Origin of the sequence: Cohnella panacarvi Gsoil 349 (assembly GCF_000515335.1) — a bacterium.
Classification (GTDB): Bacteria; Bacillota; Bacilli; order Paenibacillales; family Paenibacillaceae; genus Cohnella; species Cohnella panacarvi.
In genome coordinates this window covers 1320749-1339859 of record NZ_KI911563.1, presented here as the reverse complement: position 1 = coordinate 1339859, position 19111 = coordinate 1320749, and the positions used below count along the sequence as shown (strand labels likewise).

At 55.7% G+C, this 19111-nt stretch carries 15 protein-coding genes and 1 tRNA gene; 13 read left to right on the top strand and 3 right to left on the bottom strand.

Annotation, left to right across the window (positions count from 1 at the left end; all coding sequences use genetic code 11):
- The first annotated feature begins 15 nt into the window (after window positions 1–15).
- Entirely contained in the window at window positions 16–369 is a 354-nt protein-coding gene (locus tag COHPA_RS0106370; protein WP_027085365.1) for a hypothetical protein, read from the top strand.
- Between the two features lie 23 nt (window positions 370–392).
- Window positions 393–527, top strand: a complete 135-nt coding sequence (locus COHPA_RS26235; protein ID WP_281173006.1) for a hypothetical protein — start codon at window positions 393–395, stop codon at window positions 525–527.
- Between the two features lie 104 nt (window positions 528–631).
- On the opposite strand, the gene COHPA_RS0106360 is transcribed toward COHPA_RS26235, so the two are convergent.
- From COHPA_RS0106360 to COHPA_RS0106350, 3 genes are all read right to left on the bottom strand, one after another.
- Window positions 632–708: transfer RNA gene (locus tag COHPA_RS0106360), tRNA-Arg, on the bottom strand.
- Window positions 709–780: 72 nt separating this feature from the next.
- Window positions 781–1476, bottom strand: coding sequence for a Crp/Fnr family transcriptional regulator (locus COHPA_RS0106355; protein ID WP_027085364.1), 696 nt, complete (start codon window positions 1474–1476; stop codon window positions 781–783).
- A gap of 5 nt (window positions 1477–1481) precedes the next feature.
- Window positions 1482–2495 (bottom strand): HD-GYP domain-containing protein, encoded by a 1014-nt coding sequence (locus COHPA_RS0106350; protein ID WP_027085363.1) that lies wholly within the window; start codon window positions 2493–2495, stop codon window positions 1482–1484.
- Between the two features lie 183 nt (window positions 2496–2678).
- Between COHPA_RS0106350 and COHPA_RS0106345 the strand changes: the two genes are divergently transcribed.
- From COHPA_RS0106345 to COHPA_RS0106295, 11 genes are all read left to right on the top strand, one after another.
- Window positions 2679–2873, top strand: a complete 195-nt coding sequence (locus tag COHPA_RS0106345) for a hypothetical protein (protein ID WP_027085362.1) — start codon at window positions 2679–2681, stop codon at window positions 2871–2873.
- A gap of 133 nt (window positions 2874–3006) precedes the next feature.
- Window positions 3007–3927 carry a hypothetical protein gene (locus tag COHPA_RS0106340; protein WP_027085361.1) on the top strand — a complete coding sequence of 307 codons (921 nt, stop codon included), beginning with the start codon at window positions 3007–3009 and terminating at the stop codon, window positions 3925–3927.
- A 104-nt stretch (window positions 3928–4031) separates the two neighbouring features.
- Window positions 4032–5321 carry a trigger factor gene (gene tig, locus COHPA_RS0106335; RefSeq protein ID WP_027085360.1) on the top strand — a complete coding sequence of 430 codons (1290 nt, stop codon included), beginning with the start codon at window positions 4032–4034 and terminating at the stop codon, window positions 5319–5321.
- Between the two features lie 191 nt (window positions 5322–5512).
- On the top strand, window positions 5513–6106 hold the full coding sequence (gene clpP / locus COHPA_RS0106330) for an ATP-dependent Clp endopeptidase proteolytic subunit ClpP (RefSeq protein ID WP_027085359.1): 594 nt from the start codon (window positions 5513–5515) through the stop codon (window positions 6104–6106).
- 36 nt (window positions 6107–6142) lie between these two features.
- Window positions 6143–7399, top strand: a complete 1257-nt coding sequence (gene clpX / locus COHPA_RS0106325; protein ID WP_027085358.1) for an ATP-dependent protease ATP-binding subunit ClpX — start codon at window positions 6143–6145, stop codon at window positions 7397–7399.
- 129 nt (window positions 7400–7528) lie between these two features.
- Window positions 7529–8626: a flavodoxin-dependent (E)-4-hydroxy-3-methylbut-2-enyl-diphosphate synthase gene (gene ispG, locus COHPA_RS0106320; RefSeq protein WP_027085357.1), complete on the top strand. Its 1098-nt coding sequence runs from the start codon at window positions 7529–7531 to the stop codon at window positions 8624–8626.
- A 62-nt stretch (window positions 8627–8688) separates the two neighbouring features.
- A complete protein-coding gene (locus COHPA_RS0106315; RefSeq protein ID WP_027085356.1) occupies window positions 8689–11979 on the top strand; it encodes a DEAD/DEAH box helicase in 3291 nt (1096 codons plus the stop codon).
- Between the two features lie 134 nt (window positions 11980–12113).
- Window positions 12114–13850, top strand: coding sequence for an ATP-dependent protease LonB (lonB, locus tag COHPA_RS0106310; RefSeq protein WP_027085355.1), 1737 nt, complete (start codon window positions 12114–12116; stop codon window positions 13848–13850).
- Between the two features lie 1314 nt (window positions 13851–15164).
- Window positions 15165–17600 (top strand): endopeptidase La, encoded by a 2436-nt coding sequence (lon, locus tag COHPA_RS0106305; RefSeq protein WP_027085354.1) that lies wholly within the window; start codon window positions 15165–15167, stop codon window positions 17598–17600.
- A gap of 18 nt (window positions 17601–17618) precedes the next feature.
- A complete protein-coding gene (yihA, locus tag COHPA_RS0106300) occupies window positions 17619–18272 on the top strand; it encodes a ribosome biogenesis GTP-binding protein YihA/YsxC (RefSeq protein ID WP_027085353.1) in 654 nt (217 codons plus the stop codon).
- Between the two features lie 153 nt (window positions 18273–18425).
- Complete coding sequence (locus tag COHPA_RS0106295; RefSeq protein WP_027085352.1) at window positions 18426–19016, top strand: hypothetical protein; 591 nt, start codon at window positions 18426–18428, stop codon at window positions 19014–19016.
- The last annotated feature ends 95 nt before the right edge of the window (window positions 19017–19111 follow it).

The following is a 19111-nucleotide window of genomic DNA, read 5'->3' as shown; positions in this document are numbered from 1 at the left end:
CTGGGGGAAAGCGCGATGGCGACTTTTCGCGAAGCCCGATATAGCCGGGTGGTAGACCGCGGGGGACATCGGCTCGCCGAGGTCGAGGTGTTTACCGGACGGACCGATGATCCGCAATACCTCGCGTATTTCAGCGTATGCCCGAACGGCGACTACAGACTGGATCAGGTGCTGGTCAACGATGCGGATACCGAGGTCGATTGGTTCGACAACAGCCTTCACAGTGCCTTTTCCGACGTTACGCCGCAGATTTTCTCGTCTCCGGATCATGTCGGGTTGCTGGACCATGACGAGTTTACGTCGCAATTGCTGGCTCACGAAGGGGTCAAGGACGCGTTGGATCAACACTTAAGCACGCATAACCCATAACATGAGGATAAGGAGATAGACAGATGGCGGAGAAATTTAAGAAGAACGATGGCAACAAATATGCCAACCAAGGCGACAATTACGCCAAGAATGTCATCAAAAACCGAGACGAACTGCACCCCGCGCAGAATAGCCCGGCTCGCCCGCATAACCGATAGACCGGCATGAACGACGGACGCCCGGTTTCGAATAAAAACACGAACCCCCGAGAATCCGGATCCTCGGGGGTTTATCGTTCATTGCTTATTAGGTAGACGCTTAATGGCGTCCCAGGAGGGACTCGAACCCCCGACAACTCGCTTAGAAGGCGAGTGCTCTATCCAGCTGAGCTACTGGGACACGCGAGTGCTATTGTAACACAGAATGAATTCGATTCGCAAGGCTGTAATTGGCATAAAATCATTTCGCGGTTCAGCCTTCCATCTCGATTCTGGCGCGCAGTCCGCCGACGTCGTTCAGTCTGATGTGCCGGTCGTGGATTTGGATGACGCCCTCGTCCTGCAGCTCCTGCAGCACTTTGGATACGGTCTCGCGTACCGCCCCGACCATCTCGGCCAACTGCTGATGCGTGATTTTGAGCGGCATCGTATATTCGTTCGCCCCTTGCGACAGGCCAGGCTCCGCCAATAGGAGCAGCCGCTTGACGATACGCGTTCTGACATTCAGGAAGGTCAGGTCGTAGATTTGCTGATTCGCCCGGCGCAATCTCTCCATCGTGTAGTCTAATAATTGGAACGCAATGTTGCGGTCCTGCTCGATCAGCGTCTGGAAATCGTTCCTGCGCAGAATATACAGCTTCGTCTGCACGAGACATTCCGCGGTCGCCGATCGAACGAGTCCGGGCTTCATCATGGCCATCTCGCCGAAATACTCGCCCTCGTGGAGGAAGGCGAGTATGACTTTCTTCGACTTATCGAACGTATAGATGCTGACGGAGCCGCTGCGTATGAAGAAGATTTCGTCGCCGTAATCCCCTTCGAGGAAGATGAGTTCGCCTTTGCGGTACGTTTTCTGATGGATGTAGGGGGCCATGCGGTCCAGAAGTACAGGATCGATCTCGCGGAAAAACGGAATCGAAGACTGCAGCTTCTGACGATCGATCGGCAATATTCTCACCCTCCAATTGAATCGTACATAAGAACTTTTTCGATCTGGAACGTCGTATGCGCCATGAGATCGACCTTCGTGTTGCAACGGTCCAGCACGATGACCGGTCTGCTTGGATTCGCTTTGTTGATCGCGGTCACCCGTCCCGTCAGTCCGCCGGTCAGCGCGACCATCGTACCTACGGGATAAGGCTGGAAAGTTTTGATGAAGGCTCTTGCAACCGCATAGGAGCAGGATGTATCTATTTTCGACATGACCATGTCGATTCCTTCCGCGGGAAGCCGCGATGCCGTCTTGTCGTTCATAAAATAATCGAAGTCGCTGGCGACGCCGCAGATCTGCGCCGCTTCGTTGCAATTCGAATAACTGATTCCGAACGGAAACCCGTGTCCGTCGATTTGCTCGTGATGCTGGAGCACGATCCTGAGCGCGCCGTCGGGAATGCCTTTCACTTTCTTCAGCATATCGTAGCCGATGATCGGATGATGCATCATCAGCGAGCCGTCATGGGGCAGCACGAGTCCGATGTCGTGAAGCAGGCTTCCGATCGCGACTTCCTCCAGCTGTTTTTTGTTGTAGCCGAGCGTCTTGGCGGTTATTAGGGAGAGGAAGCATACGTTAAGGCTATGGGAAATCAGTTCGGCAGGATCGGTCGATAGGTCTTTGGTACTCATGGTCAGATCGGAGTCGTTCGCGAAAACTTCCGTAACGTGGTCTGCCCATTCCAATAAGGGGCGAACGGGAATGTTGTTCAATTGGCGAACCGCTTGAAAAATTTGCTGGAGGATTTCTTCCGTGAGATTCATGAGATGGCTGATCTTATTTAAATCGCTGTTTTCCGAAGCGCGATGCGCCGTTAGCTCTACGAAAATATATTTTTGGCCCAATCGCTTGATTCCTTCGATGAGCTTCTCGTTTAAAGCCACGCCTTCCTTTAACATGAGGCGGCCGTCCGGAGAGTAAATGCCGCGTCCCAGCAAATCTCCGTTTACTACTTTTTCAACGGGCAATATGAGCATAGGGTTTATCCATCCTATCTTTTTTGTCTATAGGAAGTGTAACACTCAAAAAGTGACGATTTCTGTAACCTTCGCTACATTTTTGATAATTTTAATAGGTCTTTAGGTTCGGTACTCTCGGCTTGATAAGAACGCATGTTCGTTATATAATGGAACAAATGTTCCCGTACGGAGGCGAATCCAATGTCGATCGAGAGAAGCGTCGGTCGGATTGTCGAGCTCATTTATCAGGACAGCAAGGGGAATATTACGCAGAGGCAGATCAGCGTCCGGCAAGTCGAACATGGGATGTTGAAGGGGTTCGACACGGTCAAGCACGCCTATCGCACGTTCGCGCTCGATCGGATCTTGGCGTCGCGTCCGGTAAGCCGGATTTAAGCCGCGGGATGCCGGCATCCGATGTGACCACGCCGGTCGCGCGCTTCGCTTCCTTTCCATTTGCCATGCCGTTCGTGCTATAATGCGATGAACGGAGATGGCCGCGGTCGCGGCTTGGAAGGGGGATAGCCCCATGACGGAGCAACATAAAGATAATCTCGTCTTATTTCCGAAGACGCTTGACTACTATCAGATTCAATTGACCAAGATGTTAGAGACGGAGCGTTACGGCGACGCTAAAGGTTTGCTCGAGTTTCTGCTTCAATGCCGAGGCGAAGCGGAGCGCCATCACACGGAATGGCAAGCGCTCCTCGGCTGGTTGGACGCCGCGTTCCCGGAAGCCGTTTATGGTATCGCCCCGAACGGATTCGGAGCGGAAGACGACGAAGAAGACGAGCAAGAGGAAGATTGGCTGAAGCGCAAAGTTCAAGGCCGCGCCCAGTCAGACGTCGATTACATACCTAAGCTCCTTGCATCGCTTTACAACGTTGACGATCCCGAACAGCAATTGCTTGCTCTCGGCCAACTCATGCACGTGGAACATCCGGATATCGAGAACGCGCTGAAGCAATGGTTGGCAAGAGAGCCGTATTTGCCCTCGATCCAGTTCAAAGCGCTGCAGGCGCTTAGGAAACAGGGATGCGCCGGACCGGTGACGCTCTGGAGAGACGGCGAGAGCTTGAGCGTGGACGCGGGGGATACGCCGATGTCGTTCTCCGAGTTTCCTCCCGGCGTTCATCAAGTGCTGGATCGAGTCCATCAAGCGGCGGAAGTATCGGATCCGACGCTCAGCTATTTCGCGGAAGAGATGTGGAAGGAATGCGTGCAATCCGCGTACGGAACTTCGACGTATAGAAGCATGATCGACGACGCCGACAGCGCATCCGATTTGTGGGCGGCGGCCCTCCATCAGTTGCTGCTCGAGAAGCTGCAAGGCAAGCTGAACGACGAATGGATTAGAGAGCAATACGGGATCACGGCCGAGCTGCGATTCCGATATGAGCAGGCGTTAAGGTGGCTGCGGCAGTATGCGTTGGAGCCCCGGAAATCTTAGCTTATAGGTTTTTCTTGAATGGCGGTCAATGTTGTTTTATAATGGAATGGTTTATGTCATGGTCGCATGATCGCGGCAAGAAGCTACGGAGGGGAAAGCATAATATGAAAGCTAATTGGGAAAAAATAGAGAAGAACATCGGGGTCCTTGAAGTCGAGGTCGATGCAGAGCAAGTCGCGTCCGCATTGGATAAAGCGTTTCGCAAAGTCGTTCAGAAGGTGAACGTACCTGGATTCCGCAAAGGCAAAGTGCCGCGCGGTATTTTCGAAGCCCGTTTCGGCATCGAAAGCTTGTACCAAGACGCAATCGATATTCTGTTGCCGGAAGTGTACACGAAAGCCGTCGAAGACACGGGCATCGAGCCGATCGACCGTCCCGATATCGACGTCGAGCAATTCGGCAGAGGACAAGCGTTCAAGTTCAAAGCTAAAGTTACCGTTAAACCGGAAGTGAAGCTAGGCGAGTACAAAGGCCTAGTCGTTCCCGCGGAAGACGCGAGCGTCGGCGAAGAAGAGATCAACGCCGAACTTAACCGTCTCCAACAGCGCCATGCGGAACTTGTCGTCGTCGACGAAGGTCCTGCTCAGCTCGGCGACCACGCGGTGATCGATTTCGAAGGCTTCTTGGAAGGCGTTCCGTTCGAAGGCGGCAAAGGCGAGAACCACACGCTCGAGCTCGGTTCCGGTTCCTTTATCCCCGGCTTCGAAGATCAAGTCGTCGGCCTCAACATCGCCGAAGAGAAGGACATCGAAGTTTCGTTCCCGGAGAACTACCATGCCGAGAACTTGGCCGGTAAGCCGGTCGTGTTCAAAGTCAAATTGAACGAGCTCAAACGCAAGAACTTGCCTGCGCTTGACGACGAGTTCGCGAAAGACGTCAGCGAGTTCGACACGCTGGACGAATACAAAGCCGATTTGACGAGCAAACTCCAAGAGCGCAAAGCGAAAGAATTGGAAACGGTTCGCGAGAACGCGGTCGTGGACAAAGCTTCCGAAGGCGCAGAACTTGAAGTGCCTGAAGTGCTCATCAATAACGAAATCGACAACATGCTTAAGGATTTCGAAAACCGCTTGCGGATGCAAGGCATGAACCTTCAATTGTACTTCCAATTCAGCGGTCAAGACGAAGCTGCCTTGCGGGAACAAATGAAGTCCGACGCCGAGAAGCGCGTTCGCAACAACTTGGTTCTCGAGGAAATCGCTAAAGTCGAAGGCTTCGAAGTGTCCGACGCGGACATGGAAGAAGAGCTGCAGAACCTGTCCAAGATGTACAACCGTTCTGCCGACGAGCTTCGCAACATCTTTGCTTCGAACGGTTACTTGGAGAGCCTCGCCTCCGACCTTAAAGTTCGCAAGGCGGTTAAGTTCCTGATCGAGCAAAGCAAATCCGAATAAATTTACAGCATCAAGCGATAAGATAAGGCACGTGAAACCCGCGTGCCTTATTTTTCACCCCGCGTACGGTCCGAGGCGCGGCAAGTCGGCTTGGCGCAACTCAAGCAGGCGCTTGTCAACATGACATTCGGATTTGAACGTGTTAGAATATTACCGAGATTGGAAGTCCATTCAGAAAAGAGGTTGGTTGCATGCTGGTACCTATGGTCGTCGAGCAGACGAATCGCGGAGAGCGGTCGTACGACATTTACTCTAGGCTCTTGAAAGACAGGATTATTTTTCTCGGAAGCGCGATTGACGACGATGTTGCCAATCTCGTCATTGCCCAACTGCTTTTCTTGGCGGCGGAAGATCCTGAAAAGGATATTCACTTGTACATCAATTCTCCCGGCGGGTCGGTTACTGCCGGAATGGGAATCTACGATACGATGCAGTTCATCAAACCGGACGTATCCACGATCTGCGTCGGCATGGCTGCCAGCATGGGCTCGCTCTTGCTGACCGCAGGCGCGCCGGGCAAACGCTTCGCGCTTCCGAACAGCGAGATCATGATCCATCAACCGCTCGGCGGGGTAAGAGGTCAGGCATCCGACATTAAGATCCACGCCGATTGGATCGTCAAGACAAAAGAGAAGCTCAACCGCATTTACGTTGAACGTACCGGCCAACCGTACGAGAAGATTGAGCGCGATACCGATCGCGATAACTTCATGAGTGCGGAAGAAGCCGTTGCATATGGATTGGTCGACCGCGTTATTACTACACCTGTTGCGACTAGCGCTTAGAGCGCGGTTACAGCCGTTTTTCAAAGGAGGGTTTACATGTTTAAATTTAGCGACGAGAAGGGTCAATTGAAATGCTCGTTCTGCGGCAAATCCCAGGATCAGGTTCGCAAGCTGGTAGCCGGTCCGGGTGTCTATATATGCGATGAATGCATCGAGCTGTGTACGGAGATCGTCGAAGAGGAGCTCGGACACGAAGAAGAGCTCGATATGAAGGATATTCCGAAGCCGAAAGACATCCGCAATATTCTCGATCAGTACGTCATCGGCCAAGAGCAAGCGAAGAAATCGCTCTCCGTAGCGGTGTACAACCATTACAAGCGCATTAACTCGCAGACGAAGATCGAAGAAGTCGAGCTTCAGAAGAGCAACATCATGCTTGTAGGTCCTACCGGGTCCGGCAAGACGCTGCTCGCGCAGACGATGGCTAAGATTCTTAACGTCCCGTTCGCGATCGCGGACGCGACTTCCCTGACGGAAGCCGGTTACGTCGGCGAAGACGTCGAGAACATTCTGCTTAAGCTGATCCAAGCTGCCGATTACGACGTGGAGAAGGCCGAACGCGGCATTATCTACATCGACGAGATCGATAAAGTCGCCCGTAAATCCGAGAATCCTTCGATTACTCGCGACGTATCGGGAGAAGGCGTACAACAAGCGTTGCTCAAGATTCTTGAAGGCACGGTCGCTTCCGTTCCTCCGCAAGGCGGACGCAAGCATCCGCATCAAGAGTTCATCCAGATCGATACGACGAACATCCTGTTCATCTGCGGCGGCGCGTTCGACGGTCTGGAACAGATCATCAAGCGCCGGATCGGCAAGAAAGTCATCGGCTTCAGCTCCGCCCTCGAAGGGCAGAAAGACATGAAGCCGGGCGAATACTTGTCGCTGGCCCAACCGGAAGATTTGCTCAAATTTGGGCTCATTCCGGAATTCGTCGGTCGTCTTCCCGTGATCTCCACGCTGGAACCGCTTGACGAGGCTGCGCTCGTGCGCATCCTGTCCGAACCGAAGAATGCGCTGGTTAAGCAGTACCAGAAGCTGCTCGAGATGGACAACGTCAAGCTTGAGTTCGACGGCGGAGCGCTCGAAGCGATCGCACGCGAAGCGATCAAGCGGAACACGGGCGCGCGCGGACTTCGCGCCATCATCGAGGGCGTCATGCTGGACGTCATGTACGAAGTGCCTTCGCGCGACGACGTCGTCAACTGCCTCGTGACCGAGAAGGTCATTAAGGAAAAGCTGGCGCCGGAGCTCACGACCAAGAAAGGCAAGAAAAAAGAAGAGAGCGCGTAACGCAAAGCATGATGGGAGCAGGACGAAAGCCGATACGGTTATCGACTACTCGGCGTTCGCCTTAATCGCCGGTTCCACCCCGAGTAATCAATCGGGGTGGATTTAGCTTATACAGGGGAGATTCTTAAGATGTACAAACGTACCGATACGGTCGCCGTTCGCGTGGGGAATTTAACGATCGGCGGCAACAATCAAGTAATATTGCAGAGCATGTGCACGACGAAGACGGCCGACGTTGCCGCTACGGTCGCGGAGATTAAGCGACTGGAGGAAGCGGGTTGCCAAATCGTTCGGGTTACGGTCAACAATAAAGAAGCCGCGGAAGCGATCAAGGAGATCAAGCGCCAGATCAGCATCCCTCTCGTCGCTGACATCCACTTCGACTATCGTCTCGCGTTGATGGCCATCGAGAACGGCATCGATAAAGTGCGCATTAATCCGGGCAATATCGGCCGCCGCGAGAAAGTCGAAGCGGTCGTTAAAGCGTGCAAGGAGCGGAGCGTGCCGATTCGGATCGGGGTCAACGCGGGGTCGCTCGAGAACCATTTGCTCGAGAAGTACGGCTATCCAACGGCGGACGCGATGGTAGAGAGCGCCTTGTACCATATCGGCATACTGGAAGAGCTTGATTTTCACGATATTATCGTTTCCCTTAAAGCATCCGATGTGCCGATGGCGATCGAGGCATACACGAAGGCGGCGGAAGTCATTCGCTATCCGCTCCATCTGGGCATTACGGAAGCGGGCACGCTGTTCTCCGGCACGGTGAAGAGCGCGGCCGGACTAGGCGTGTTGCTTAACCATGGAATCGGGAACACGATGCGCATCTCGCTGAGCGCGGATCCCGTGGAAGAGATCAAAGTGGCGCGCGAGCTGCTTAAGGTATTCGGGCTTATTACCGATGCGCCTACGTTAATTTCTTGCCCGACGTGCGGAAGATTGGATATCGACTTGTTCGCGGTGGCGAACGAGGTAGAGGAGTACTTATCGAAGCTGAAGGTACCGATCAAAGTATCCGTCCTTGGCTGCGCGGTTAACGGGCCGGGAGAGGCGCGCGAAGCGGACATCGGCATCGCGGGAGCGCGCGGAGAAGGCATGCTGTTCCGTTATGGCGAAATGATCCGCAAAGTACCCGAAGCCGATCTCGTCTCCGAACTGAAGAAAGAGATCGACCATATCGTCGCCGCCTACACGGAAACCGGAGAAATCCCGGGACGCAAACACTAAGACAACGTTCTTGCGCGAGTCGCGCGATTAAATGTAACAAAGAAATGCGGGTTGATACTTAGATGGCGAGCAATAGGGAACAGGTTAAGTTTCAGCTCGATCGTACGACCGTAGAGCGACTTTGCACGGAAGCGGTAACGAGGCAAGGGGAAGTGATGCTTCGAGGGGGCCAAGTCGGCTCCCTTAAAGCTGATACGGCCTTCGGCGGCGTTACCGCGATCGTGAAATCGAATACGAACAAACGAGAGGAAGTCGAGATCGTATGGGGCGGAGCCCATGAGATCGAGGCTTCTTGCTCATGCGATCCGTACGCGGCGTCCGGGGCGTATTGTCCGCATATCGCTGCCGTCTTGCTTACGATGGCCAAGGATACGACGGATGACGAGTCCGCGCAGTCTATCGCGATTACCGATCGCGATTCGCAATTGACCAAACAGGTCATTTACTTGTTCGATCGCGACTTGTCTCGCCAGTCCGAGTTGCAATTGGAAGATGATGCGATTCCAGAGCAAACCCAAGAGCTGGACGTCGAGTTCGCTTGCCGGGTGATGCAAGGCTTTTCAAGTCGCCCGATGCTGGCCGTCACGATGAAAATCGGCGTCTCCCGCCTCTATATCGTGCAGCGGATGAAAGATTTTCTGAACAACGTCGATAATCGCAATCCGATGGTGTTCGCGAAGCATTTCACTTACGATCCGCTCGAGCACGTCTTCAAACCCGCCGACGAACAATTCATCCGCTTGATGATCGAAGCGATGCGAGCGGAAGAAATCTATAAAGATTTGTTTCATTCGTTCTCCTCGTATTCGCATCGTGAGGAGAGGATCTTGATGATTCCTCCGGCGATCTGGGGGCGCATGCTGCCTCTTGTCGAGCAAGTGAGGCTGACATACGAGGATAAAATGGGCAATGGCGGACGGATGAAGGCCATGACGGGTCCGTTGCCGCTCCATGCTCAGTTGAACAGAGCGGGAGAAGCGGGCTATCAGCTTGAATTCGAAGGGCTCAAACATGCGATTTTCCTCGAAAATTATGGGACGGCGGTCGTGAACGGCATGTTGTTCGAGGCGGACGGCGAGCAGTTGAAGCGCATGGCCGAGATCAAACGGATGTTCCATTACGAGTCTCGGACGCGGCTGCTCATTCAGCGGGATCAGCTGGAGCCTTTTCTCGAACGCGTCGTTCGAGGACTAAAGCCGATGATGGACGTGCGCATATCGCCGCAGATCGCCGACCGGATCGTAAATCCGCCTCTGCAAGCGAAGATGCATATCGATTTCGAGGATAATAAGCTGCAAGCAAGTCTCGAATACGTGTATGACGACATCATCATTCGTCCGCTGCCGCAGCTCCAATCGCAGATGAACAATCCCGACGTGATCCTCATGCGGGACATCGAACGCGAGCATCGGATCATGTCGCTGATCGAGCGGGCCGCGTTCAAGTTTAATGGCAGACAAGTGTACTTGGACCAAGAAGACGACATCTATGACTTTCTGTTCGTGCTGCTTCCGCTGCTGGCTAACGACGTCGAGATTTACTCGACCGAGGCGGTCAGGGACATGATGCGAACGGAAGAATATCGGCCCAAAGCCCGATTGGACGTCGACGCCCATACCGAATGGCTCGAAGTTTCGTTCGACATGGAAGGCATGGACACGGAAGAAATCCAGCGACTGCTGCGCAATTTGGTGGAGAAGAAGAAATATTATCGGACGTCGGCCGGCGCGTACATGTCCTTGGAGCAGGACAGCTTCAAGGAGATCCATCGCTTGTTCGACGAGCTTGATCTTGCGAGGCCGGAGATGAGCGGCAACCGTCTTCGGATGCCGGCCGTTCGCAGCTTTCAGCTCATGGATCGGTTCGGCGCGACCCCGGGCGTACAGCTCGGCAGGTCTTTGCGCAAGCTGTGGGACAATCTTCGCAATCCGGACAACTTGGATTTCGAAGTGCCGCAGGAGCTAGATCCTGTGCTTCGCGACTATCAGAAATACGGCTTTCAATGGCTCAAGACGCTGTCTTACTATGGCCTGGGCGGCATTCTGGCCGACGATATGGGGCTTGGGAAGACGGTTCAGAGCATCGCCTATATCGTGTCGGAGCTGCAAGAGCCTTCCTCGGGGGACGAGGAGAATGCCGACAGGAAGCCCGTGCTTATCGTCTCGCCCGCATCGCTGATTTATAACTGGGAGCGGGAATTCAAGAAATTCGCTCCTAACGTCAGAACGGTCGTCGCGGCGGGCGATCGTCAAGAACGCGCCGAAATGATGGAAGACCTATCGGCGGCCGACGTCTGGATTACGTCTTATCCGCTATTGCGCCGTGATATCGAGCGGTATGAGAAACAGCGGTTCCGGGCCATGTTCCTGGATGAAGCCCAGGCGATCAAAAACCACGCTTCGCTGACGGCCCATGCCGTTCGCCGAATCCATGCCTCCCAACGCTTCGCCTTAACGGGAACGCCGATCGAGAACTCTCTCGACGAGCTTTGGTCGATCTTCGACGTCATTTTCCCCGGTTTGTTCGGAGGAAGAAAGGCGTTCTCGGATCTTCCCCGGGACAAAATCGCCAGAATCATAAAGCCTTTCATTCTGCGCAGGCTGAAGAGCGAAGTGCTGAAGGAGCTGCCGGACAAAATCGAGAGCGTGCAACCCTCGGAGCTGTCCCTCGAGCAGAAGCAGCTGTATCTCGCTTACCTGGAACGCCTGCAGAGCGATATCGCGAAGGATCTGGCGCAGGACGGCTTCCAAAGAAGCCGGATGAAAATATTGGCCGGGCTCACGAGGCTCAGACAGCTTTGTTGTCACCCCGCTCTGTTCATCGAAGGGTACGAGGGTACGTCCGGAAAGCTGGAGCAGCTGATGGAGATCGTAGAGGAGTGCCAGGGCGGCCGCAAGCGCATGCTGATTTTCTCGCAATTCACGTCGATGCTAAGCATCATCCGTTCGCAGCTTGACGAGAGGGAGCTGTCGTATTTCTATTTGGACGGCTCGACGCCGGCCCAGCAGCGCATTGAGATGTGCCAGCAGTTCAACGACGGGGCGAAGGAAATTTTCCTCATCTCGTTAAAGGCCGGCGGGACCGGCTTGAACTTGACCGGCGCGGATACGGTCGTGCTATTCGATCTGTGGTGGAATCCGGCGGTCGAGCAGCAGGCGGCGGACCGGGCGCACCGAATCGGGCAGAAGAACGTCGTGCAAGTGATCAAGCTTGTCGCGCAAGGGACGATCGAGGAGAAAATGCTGGAGCTGCAGCAACGGAAAAAAGATCTGATCGACGAAGTGATCCAATCGGGGGACGCGGCGATATCGACTTTGACGGAGGAAGATATCCGCGAGCTGCTGGAGATTTAGCGAATGTTTGTCGGCGAATAGCGGTTATTCCTTCCGGTTTTCGGGCAATACTACCAAGTATAGCCCGAAGGCCGGATTTTTTTTGTTGCCATCCAAAGGCATAAGATTAGCTCGATTGGGGAGGACAGGTTTACATGACTTTAAGCTCGATCCTGATGCTCGTTCAAGTTTTTTTTGCCGTCGTAATCGGCATTTATTTTTGGAACTTGCTGCGCAACCAGAAGAGCAACCGCAGCGCGGTCGATCGCGAGTCGCGCAAGGAGATGGATAAGCTTCGCAAGCTTCGCTCGATCTCCCTGACGAAGCCGCTCTCCGAGAAGACGAGGCCGGTATCGATTGCCGACATCGTCGGCCAGAAGGAAGGGCTTCGCGCGCTGAAGGCGGCTCTGTGCAGCAGCAACCCGCAGCACGTTCTCGTCTACGGCCCTCCCGGAGTCGGCAAAACCGCCGCAGCCCGCGTTATCTTAGAGGAAGCGAAGAAAAACAAGCTTTCCCCCTTCCGGTCCGAAGCGAAGTTTACGGAGATCGACGCGACGACGGCGCGTTTCGACGAACGCGGCATCGCCGACCCGCTGATCGGCTCCGTGCACGATCCGATCTATCAGGGCGCAGGCGCGATGGGCGTCGCAGGCATACCGCAGCCGAAGCCGGGCGCGGTGACGAAGGCGCACGGCGGCATTCTGTTCATCGACGAGATCGGCGAGCTGCATCCGATTCAACTGAATAAGCTGCTTAAGGTTCTCGAGGACCGCAAAGTGTATTTGGAGAGCGCTTATTATCATGCGGAAGATACGAATATCCCGATGTACATCCACGATATTTTTCAGAACGGGCTGCCAGCAGACTTCAGGCTGGTCGGAGCGACGACCCGCTCTCCCGGGGAGCTGCCGCCGGCTTTGAGAAGCCGATGCATGGAAGTGTTCTTCCGGCCGCTCCTGCCGGACGAGATCGGACAAATCGCGGAGAACGCCATTCAGAAAATCGGGTTTGCGCCTAGCGTGGAAACGATCGAGGTCGTGAAACGGTACGCCACGAACGGCCGGGAAGCGGTCAATATTATTCAGCTGGCCGCAGGCCTCGCTTTATCGGAAAGTCGCGACGAGCTTAACGCTTCCGACATCGAATGGGTCGTCAATAGCAGCCAGCTTCCGCCACGGCCGGAGCGCAAAGTTCCCGCGAAGCCGCAAATCGGCTTGGTCAACGGATTGGCGGTGTACGGCCCGAGCATGGGGGCGCTGCTCGAAATCGAAGTAACGGCGATCCCGGCGCATCATGGACGCGGCCAATACACCATTACCGGCGTCGTGGAGGAAGAAGAGCTCGGCGGCGGGCAGCGCACGCTTCGGCGCAAAAGCATGGCGAAGGGCTCGCTCGACAACGTGATGACGATTCTGCGGCGCAACGGCTTCCAGCCGGAGAATTTCGACCTGCACATTAACTTTCCGGGCGGCACGCCGGTGGACGGTCCGTCCGCAGGGGTCGCGATGGCGGTGGCGATCGCATCGGCGCTCCTTCGCCAGCCCGTCGACAACAAACTGGCGATGACCGGCGAGGTAAGCATTCACGGAGGCGTCAAGCCTGTCGGCGGCGTGATCGCGAAGGTCGAAGCCGCGCTGCAGGCTGGCGCGGAGACTGTGCTTATCCCGAAGGAGAACTGGCAGGCGATCTTCGAGGGGCTCGAAGGCGTCAAGGTGATTCCCGTCGACCGGATCGAAGAAGTGTTCCGCCACGTGTTCGGCGAGCATATGATCCACGCGGACGCCGAGTGGCAGATCGCCGAGCATCCGGTCGCCGCGGACGCGTTCGCGGCGGCTCCCGCGGGTTCCGTGCTGCACGCCGGCGCGAAGTTTACGGAGAGCGATAAAGGGTAAATGAAGGGCGGCGGTCCGAAGGTCACTTCGGCGTCGCTTTTTTGCGTCCGATGCTGCAGCTAGTATGGCTTCCGATGCGTGGTAATAGCGTCCTCACACGCCGCTAAATCGTATAAATGCGCCGGCGCGCGGCAATAGCGTCCTCCTACGCCGCTAAATCGCAAAAACACGCCGACGCGCGGCAATAGAGGCCTCCCACGCTGCTAAATCGCCAAAACACGCCGACGTGCGGCAATAGCGTCCCCCCACGCCGCTAATTCGCAAAAACACGCCGACGCGCGGCAATAGCGTCCTCACACGCCGCTAAATCGCATAAATGCGTCGACGCTTGGCAATAGCGTCCTCACACGCCGCTAAATCGTATAAATGCGCCGACGCGCGGCAATAGCGTCCTCACACGCCGCTAAATCGGTATAAATGCGCCGACGCGCGGCAATAGCGTCCTCACACGCCGCTAAATCGCCAAAACACGCAGACGCGCGGCAATAGCGTCCTCATACGCCGCTAAATCGCAAAAACACGCCGACGCGCGGCAATAGCGTCCTCCCACGCCGCTAAATCGCAAAACCACGCCGACGCGCGGTAATAGCGTCCTCACACTCCGCTAAATCGCAAAACCACGCCGACGCGCGGCAATAGAGGCCTCCTACGCCGCTAAATCGCAAAAACACGCCGACGCGCGGCAATAGCGGCACCACGCGCCGCTATATCGCAAAAACATGCCGACGCGCGGTAATAGCGTCCTCACACGCCGCTAAATCGCATAAATGCGTCGACGCTTGGCAATAGCGTCCTCACACGCCGCTAAATCGTATAAATGCGCCGACGCGCGGCAATAGCGTCCTCACACACCGCTAAATCGCAAAAACACGCCGACGCGCGGCAATAGCGTCCTCACACTCCGCTAATTCGCAAAAACACGCCGACGCGCGGCAATAGCGTCCCCCCACGCCGCTAAATCGCCAAAACACGCCGACGCGCAGCATTAGCGTCCTCCCACGCCGCTAATTCGCATAAATGCGCCGACGTGTAGCAATAGAGGCCTCCCACGCCGCTAAATCGCCAAAACACGCCGACGCGCGGTAATAGAGGCCCCCTACGCCGCTAAATCGCAAAACCACGCCGACGCGCGGCAATAGCGTCCTCACACGCCGCTAATATCCGTCGCCGGGCCGCCGACGGCTCCTGAGCTAAGGGGATAACGGTCGGCGCGGCTTCCAGCAACTGGGTGTTCATTTTTGCGGCGAGCGAATACATTTGGTACAATGACGAAAGATTTAACTAGCTCCAGATCCTTCGAGGAGGTGCCCAATCATGGGAACCGGCAAACAGAAAAGTCGCTCCATTCCACTGTTGCCCTTGCGCGGGCTGCTCGTCTACCCAAGCATGGTGCTGCATCTGGACGTAGGCCGCGAGAAGTCGGTCAAAGCGCTGGAGCAATGCATGATCGACGATCACATGATCCTGCTCTGCTCCCAGTCGGAGGTTAATATCGAAGAACCTACTCAGGAGGATATTTACCGCGTAGGTACGATCGCCAAGGTCAGGCAAATGCTCAAGCTGCCGAACGGCACGATCCGCGTTCTCGTCGAGGGCGTAAGCCGGGCCGAAATCGAGCAATACTTGCCGAATGACAATTTCTACGAGGTGCTGACTCACGAGCTGAATGAAGGGCAATCCAACGATTCGGAGTTGGATGCCCTCATGCGCGCGGTGCTAAGCCAATTCGAACATTATATCAATCTGTCCAAGAAGGTTACGCCGGAGACGCTTGCCGCCGTATCGGATATCGATCAGCCGGGACGGCTGGTGGACGTCATCACGAGTCACCTGTCGCTCAAAATCAAGGACAAGCAAGAAATTCTCGAGACCGTCGAAGTCCGTCCGCGGCTCGAGAAGCTGCTCGATTTCCTGAACAACGAGCGCGAGGTGCTCGAGCTCGAGCGGAAAATCAGCCAGCGCGTCAAGAAACAGATGGAAAAGACGCAGAAGGAGTATTACCTTCGCGAGCAAATGAAGGCGATCCAGAAAGAGCTCGGAGAGAAGGAAGGCCGCGCGGGAGAAGTCGAAGAGCTTCGCAACCAACTGGCCGAAGCCGAGCTGCCCGAGAAAATCGCCGCTAAAGTCGAGAAGGAGATCGACCGTCTGGAGAAAATGCCGGCGGCGTCCGCGGAGGGCGCGGTCATCCGCACGTACGTGGAATGGCTGCTTGCGCTTCCGTGGATGAAGATGACCGAGGACGATCTCGATATTGCTAAAGCCGAATCGATACTCGAGGCGGAGCATTTCGGGCTCGACAAGCCGAAGGAACGCGTCCTCGAATACTTGGCGGTGCAGAAGCTCGTCAAGAAGCTGAAGGGGCCGATTCTGTGCCTCGTCGGGCCGCCGGGCGTCGGCAAGACGTCGCTGGCGCGCTCCATCGCCAAATCGCTAGGGCGCGAATTCGTGCGGATCTCGCTCGGCGGCGTCCGCGACGAAGCCGAAATCCGTGGTCATCGCCGGACGTACGTAGGAGCGATGCCGGGACGCATCATTCAAGGGATGCGCACCGCGGGATCGGCGAATCCCGTGTTCTTGCTCGACGAGATCGATAAGATGGCGATGGACTTCAGGGGCGACCCTTCGTCGGCGCTGCTCGAAGTGCTCGATCCGGAGCAGAACGCCACGTTCAGCGACCATTACATCGAGTTGCCGTACGACTTGTCCAACGTCATGTTCGTGACGACGGCGAACGTCGTTCACAATATCCCCAGACCGTTGCTCGACCGGATGGAGCTGCTGTATATTCCGGGCTATACCGAGCTCGAGAAACAGCAGATCGCCGAGCGCCACCTGCTGCCTAAGCAGATGCGGGATCACGGTCTCGAACCGGAGCAGCTCGTACTCGAACCGGACGCGCTGCTCGCGCTCATCCGCGAATATACGCGCGAATCCGGCGTCCGCAACATGGAGCAGCAGCTGGCCTCGATATGCCGCAAGGCGGCCAAAGCGATCGTCTCGGATCCGGAAGCCGCTCCGTATGTCGTCGACCTGGCGAAGCTGAAGGAGCTGTTCGGGCCTTCCAAGTTCCGCTACGGCATGGCCGAGCAGGAAGACCAGATCGGCGCCGTTACGGGGCTCGCCTGGACGGAAGTCGGCGGGGACACGCTCGTCATCGAGGTTACCGTCATGCCGGGCACCGGCAAGCTGACGCTGACGGGCAAGTTGGGCGACGTCATGAAGGAATCGGCGCAAGCGGCGTTCAGCTATACGCGCAGCCGCGCGAAGGAGCTGGCGATCGATTCTCAGTTCCATGAGAAGAACGATATTCATATTCATATTCCGGAAGGAGCCATCCCGAAGGACGGCCCTTCCGCGGGCATTACGATGGCGACCGCGCTCATCTCCGCCCTCACGAACCGCACCGTGTCCCGCATGGTCGCGATGACGGGCGAAATTACGCTGAGAGGTCGCGTGCTGCCGATCGGCGGGCTGAAGGAGAAGTCGCTGGCGGCGCACCGAGCGGGCATCAAGAAGGTGATTATACCGAAGGACAACGAGCGCGACTTGCGCGACGTTCCCGAAAGCGTGCGCGCCGACCTGACTTTCGTGCCGGTAGCGCATATGGACGAAGTCCTTCGCCACGCGTTGTCCGACGCGTTCGGGAAGTTCGCGCTCGCGGCGGATGAAGGCGACGACAATCTGCAGGGCAAGCCGTTCGTGCAAGCGAACGAAAAACCGGAGGATACGCCGCCGTTAGGTACTCACTGATGGGAGAAGTCGGTCAAGATGAAAATCAATCAAAGCGAGTTTGTCATTAGCGCGGTCGGCCCTGATCAATATCCGGCGGACGGTTTGCCGGAGATTGCCTTGGCCGGCCGCTCCAACGTAGGGAAGTCATCGCTCATCAACAAGATGCTGCTCAGACGCAATCTGGCGCGCACGAGCGCGCAGCCGGGCAAGACGCAGACGCTGAATTATTATAAGGTGACCAGCGAAGCCGGCGTGCTTTACTATGTCGATTTTCCCGGTTACGGTTATGCGAAGGTGTCCAAGTCCCAACGTCAAGCATGGGGCAAGATGGTCGAGAAGTATTTGCGCGACCGGGAGCCGCTCAAGCTCGTGCTCCAGCTCGTGGACTTCCGCCATCCGCCATCCGCGGAGGATCAGAACATGTACGCCTGGCTGTCCCATTACGGCATCCCCATGTGCGTCGTGGCCACGAAGACCGATAAAGTATCTCGTTCCCAGTGGCCGAAGCATTCGAAGATGATCCGCCAGACGCTCGGCATGCCGGGCCATGTTCCGCTTGTCCTCTTTTCCTCCGAAACGGGTCAAGGAAGAGATGATTTATGGAGCATTATCGCGCAATCGGCAGATATGACGATGAAATCCCCCTCTGAACCCCCTAAACTCGCGCAGGAAACCGAGGATAACGGGTAAAAGTTTGGCTGGATCGGGTGAGGAATCGTTTTTTGAGCGTTTTTTACGGAAAAATCGAGACTCGGCGGCAAGAAACAAGGTTGTGAATCCGGTATAATAAGACTTAGCAAGACGGTTTCACAATTTGCAACACAATGGAATTGAGGAGATTTTATGGCTCAACGGGTAGCCACGGAGTATGTGAACGCCAGCTTTGTACTTCCGGAATCCGAAATGCCGAAATTGATCTCTCTTTGCGAGCTCCAACAGCTGAAGATGCAAGTGTTCGTGTTGGATAACGGCAATCATGAGGTCGTGCTAGGAGACGATGCGGGCGGAGAAACGATCCGCTTGACGTTCGAGAGAATGAATGGTCAGTTTCGTTGCGTTCTCACTTGCCGTGTCGTTCAACCGAATTTGAATAATGTACTGCGCAAGCTCGTATCGTCCTTCAAAGGAGATGCGGTAGTCAATCGGATTTATCCTGGATTTACGATGGTTTATCACTATATACGGGGAGCCGTCGTCCGAATCGTGGAATGCAGCGGCAACAACTTGCGCACGGTGTTCGAGCACCGGGACACGGCAGGAGCGTTGGAAGCTAAGTTCAAGTTGGTCTCGGTCGAAGGCGAGATCGAGAGGTTGCGCGGAGCGGTCAACGAGCTGCTCGACATCCGCAATCAGACGCTGGACGCCCGCCGGATCGCCGATATCGACGAGAAGTTGAAATACCACAGCCGCATGCTGTTCGCGCTGGAAGCTTAAATTTGCCATTCTAGGGAGCCGACGATACGGCTCCTTTTGTTGTTGCCTGCGGATCGCGGAGAATCGCCCGGCAGCGGTTTCGGGCCGACACCCGG

Bases quoted from the DNA above. Each gene is read 5' to 3' on its own strand.
- clpP (WP_027085359.1), top strand. From the start codon at position 5,513: ATGCTGGTACCTATGGTCGTCGAGCAGACGAATCGCGGAGAGCGGTCG.
- COHPA_RS26235 (WP_281173006.1), top strand. From the start codon at position 393: ATGGCGGAGAAATTTAAGAAGAACGATGGCAACAAATATGCCAACCAA.
- tig (WP_027085360.1), top strand. From the start codon at position 4,032: ATGAAAGCTAATTGGGAAAAAATAGAGAAGAACATCGGGGTCCTTGAA.
- COHPA_RS0106350 (WP_027085363.1), bottom strand. From the start codon at position 2,495: ATGCTCATATTGCCCGTTGAAAAAGTAGTAAACGGAGATTTGCTGGGA.
- COHPA_RS0106315 (WP_027085356.1), top strand. From the start codon at position 8,689: ATGGCGAGCAATAGGGAACAGGTTAAGTTTCAGCTCGATCGTACGACC.
- COHPA_RS0106340 (WP_027085361.1), top strand. From the start codon at position 3,007: ATGACGGAGCAACATAAAGATAATCTCGTCTTATTTCCGAAGACGCTT.
- lonB (WP_027085355.1), top strand. From the start codon at position 12,114: ATGACTTTAAGCTCGATCCTGATGCTCGTTCAAGTTTTTTTTGCCGTC.
- COHPA_RS0106345 (WP_027085362.1), top strand. From the start codon at position 2,679: ATGTCGATCGAGAGAAGCGTCGGTCGGATTGTCGAGCTCATTTATCAG.
- COHPA_RS0106295 (WP_027085352.1), top strand. From the start codon at position 18,426: ATGGCTCAACGGGTAGCCACGGAGTATGTGAACGCCAGCTTTGTACTT.
- COHPA_RS0106370 (WP_027085365.1), top strand. From the start codon at position 16: ATGGCGACTTTTCGCGAAGCCCGATATAGCCGGGTGGTAGACCGCGGG.
- clpX (WP_027085358.1), top strand. From the start codon at position 6,143: ATGTTTAAATTTAGCGACGAGAAGGGTCAATTGAAATGCTCGTTCTGC.
- yihA (WP_027085353.1), top strand. From the start codon at position 17,619: ATGAAAATCAATCAAAGCGAGTTTGTCATTAGCGCGGTCGGCCCTGAT.
- lon (WP_027085354.1), top strand. From the start codon at position 15,165: ATGGGAACCGGCAAACAGAAAAGTCGCTCCATTCCACTGTTGCCCTTG.
- ispG (WP_027085357.1), top strand. From the start codon at position 7,529: ATGTACAAACGTACCGATACGGTCGCCGTTCGCGTGGGGAATTTAACG.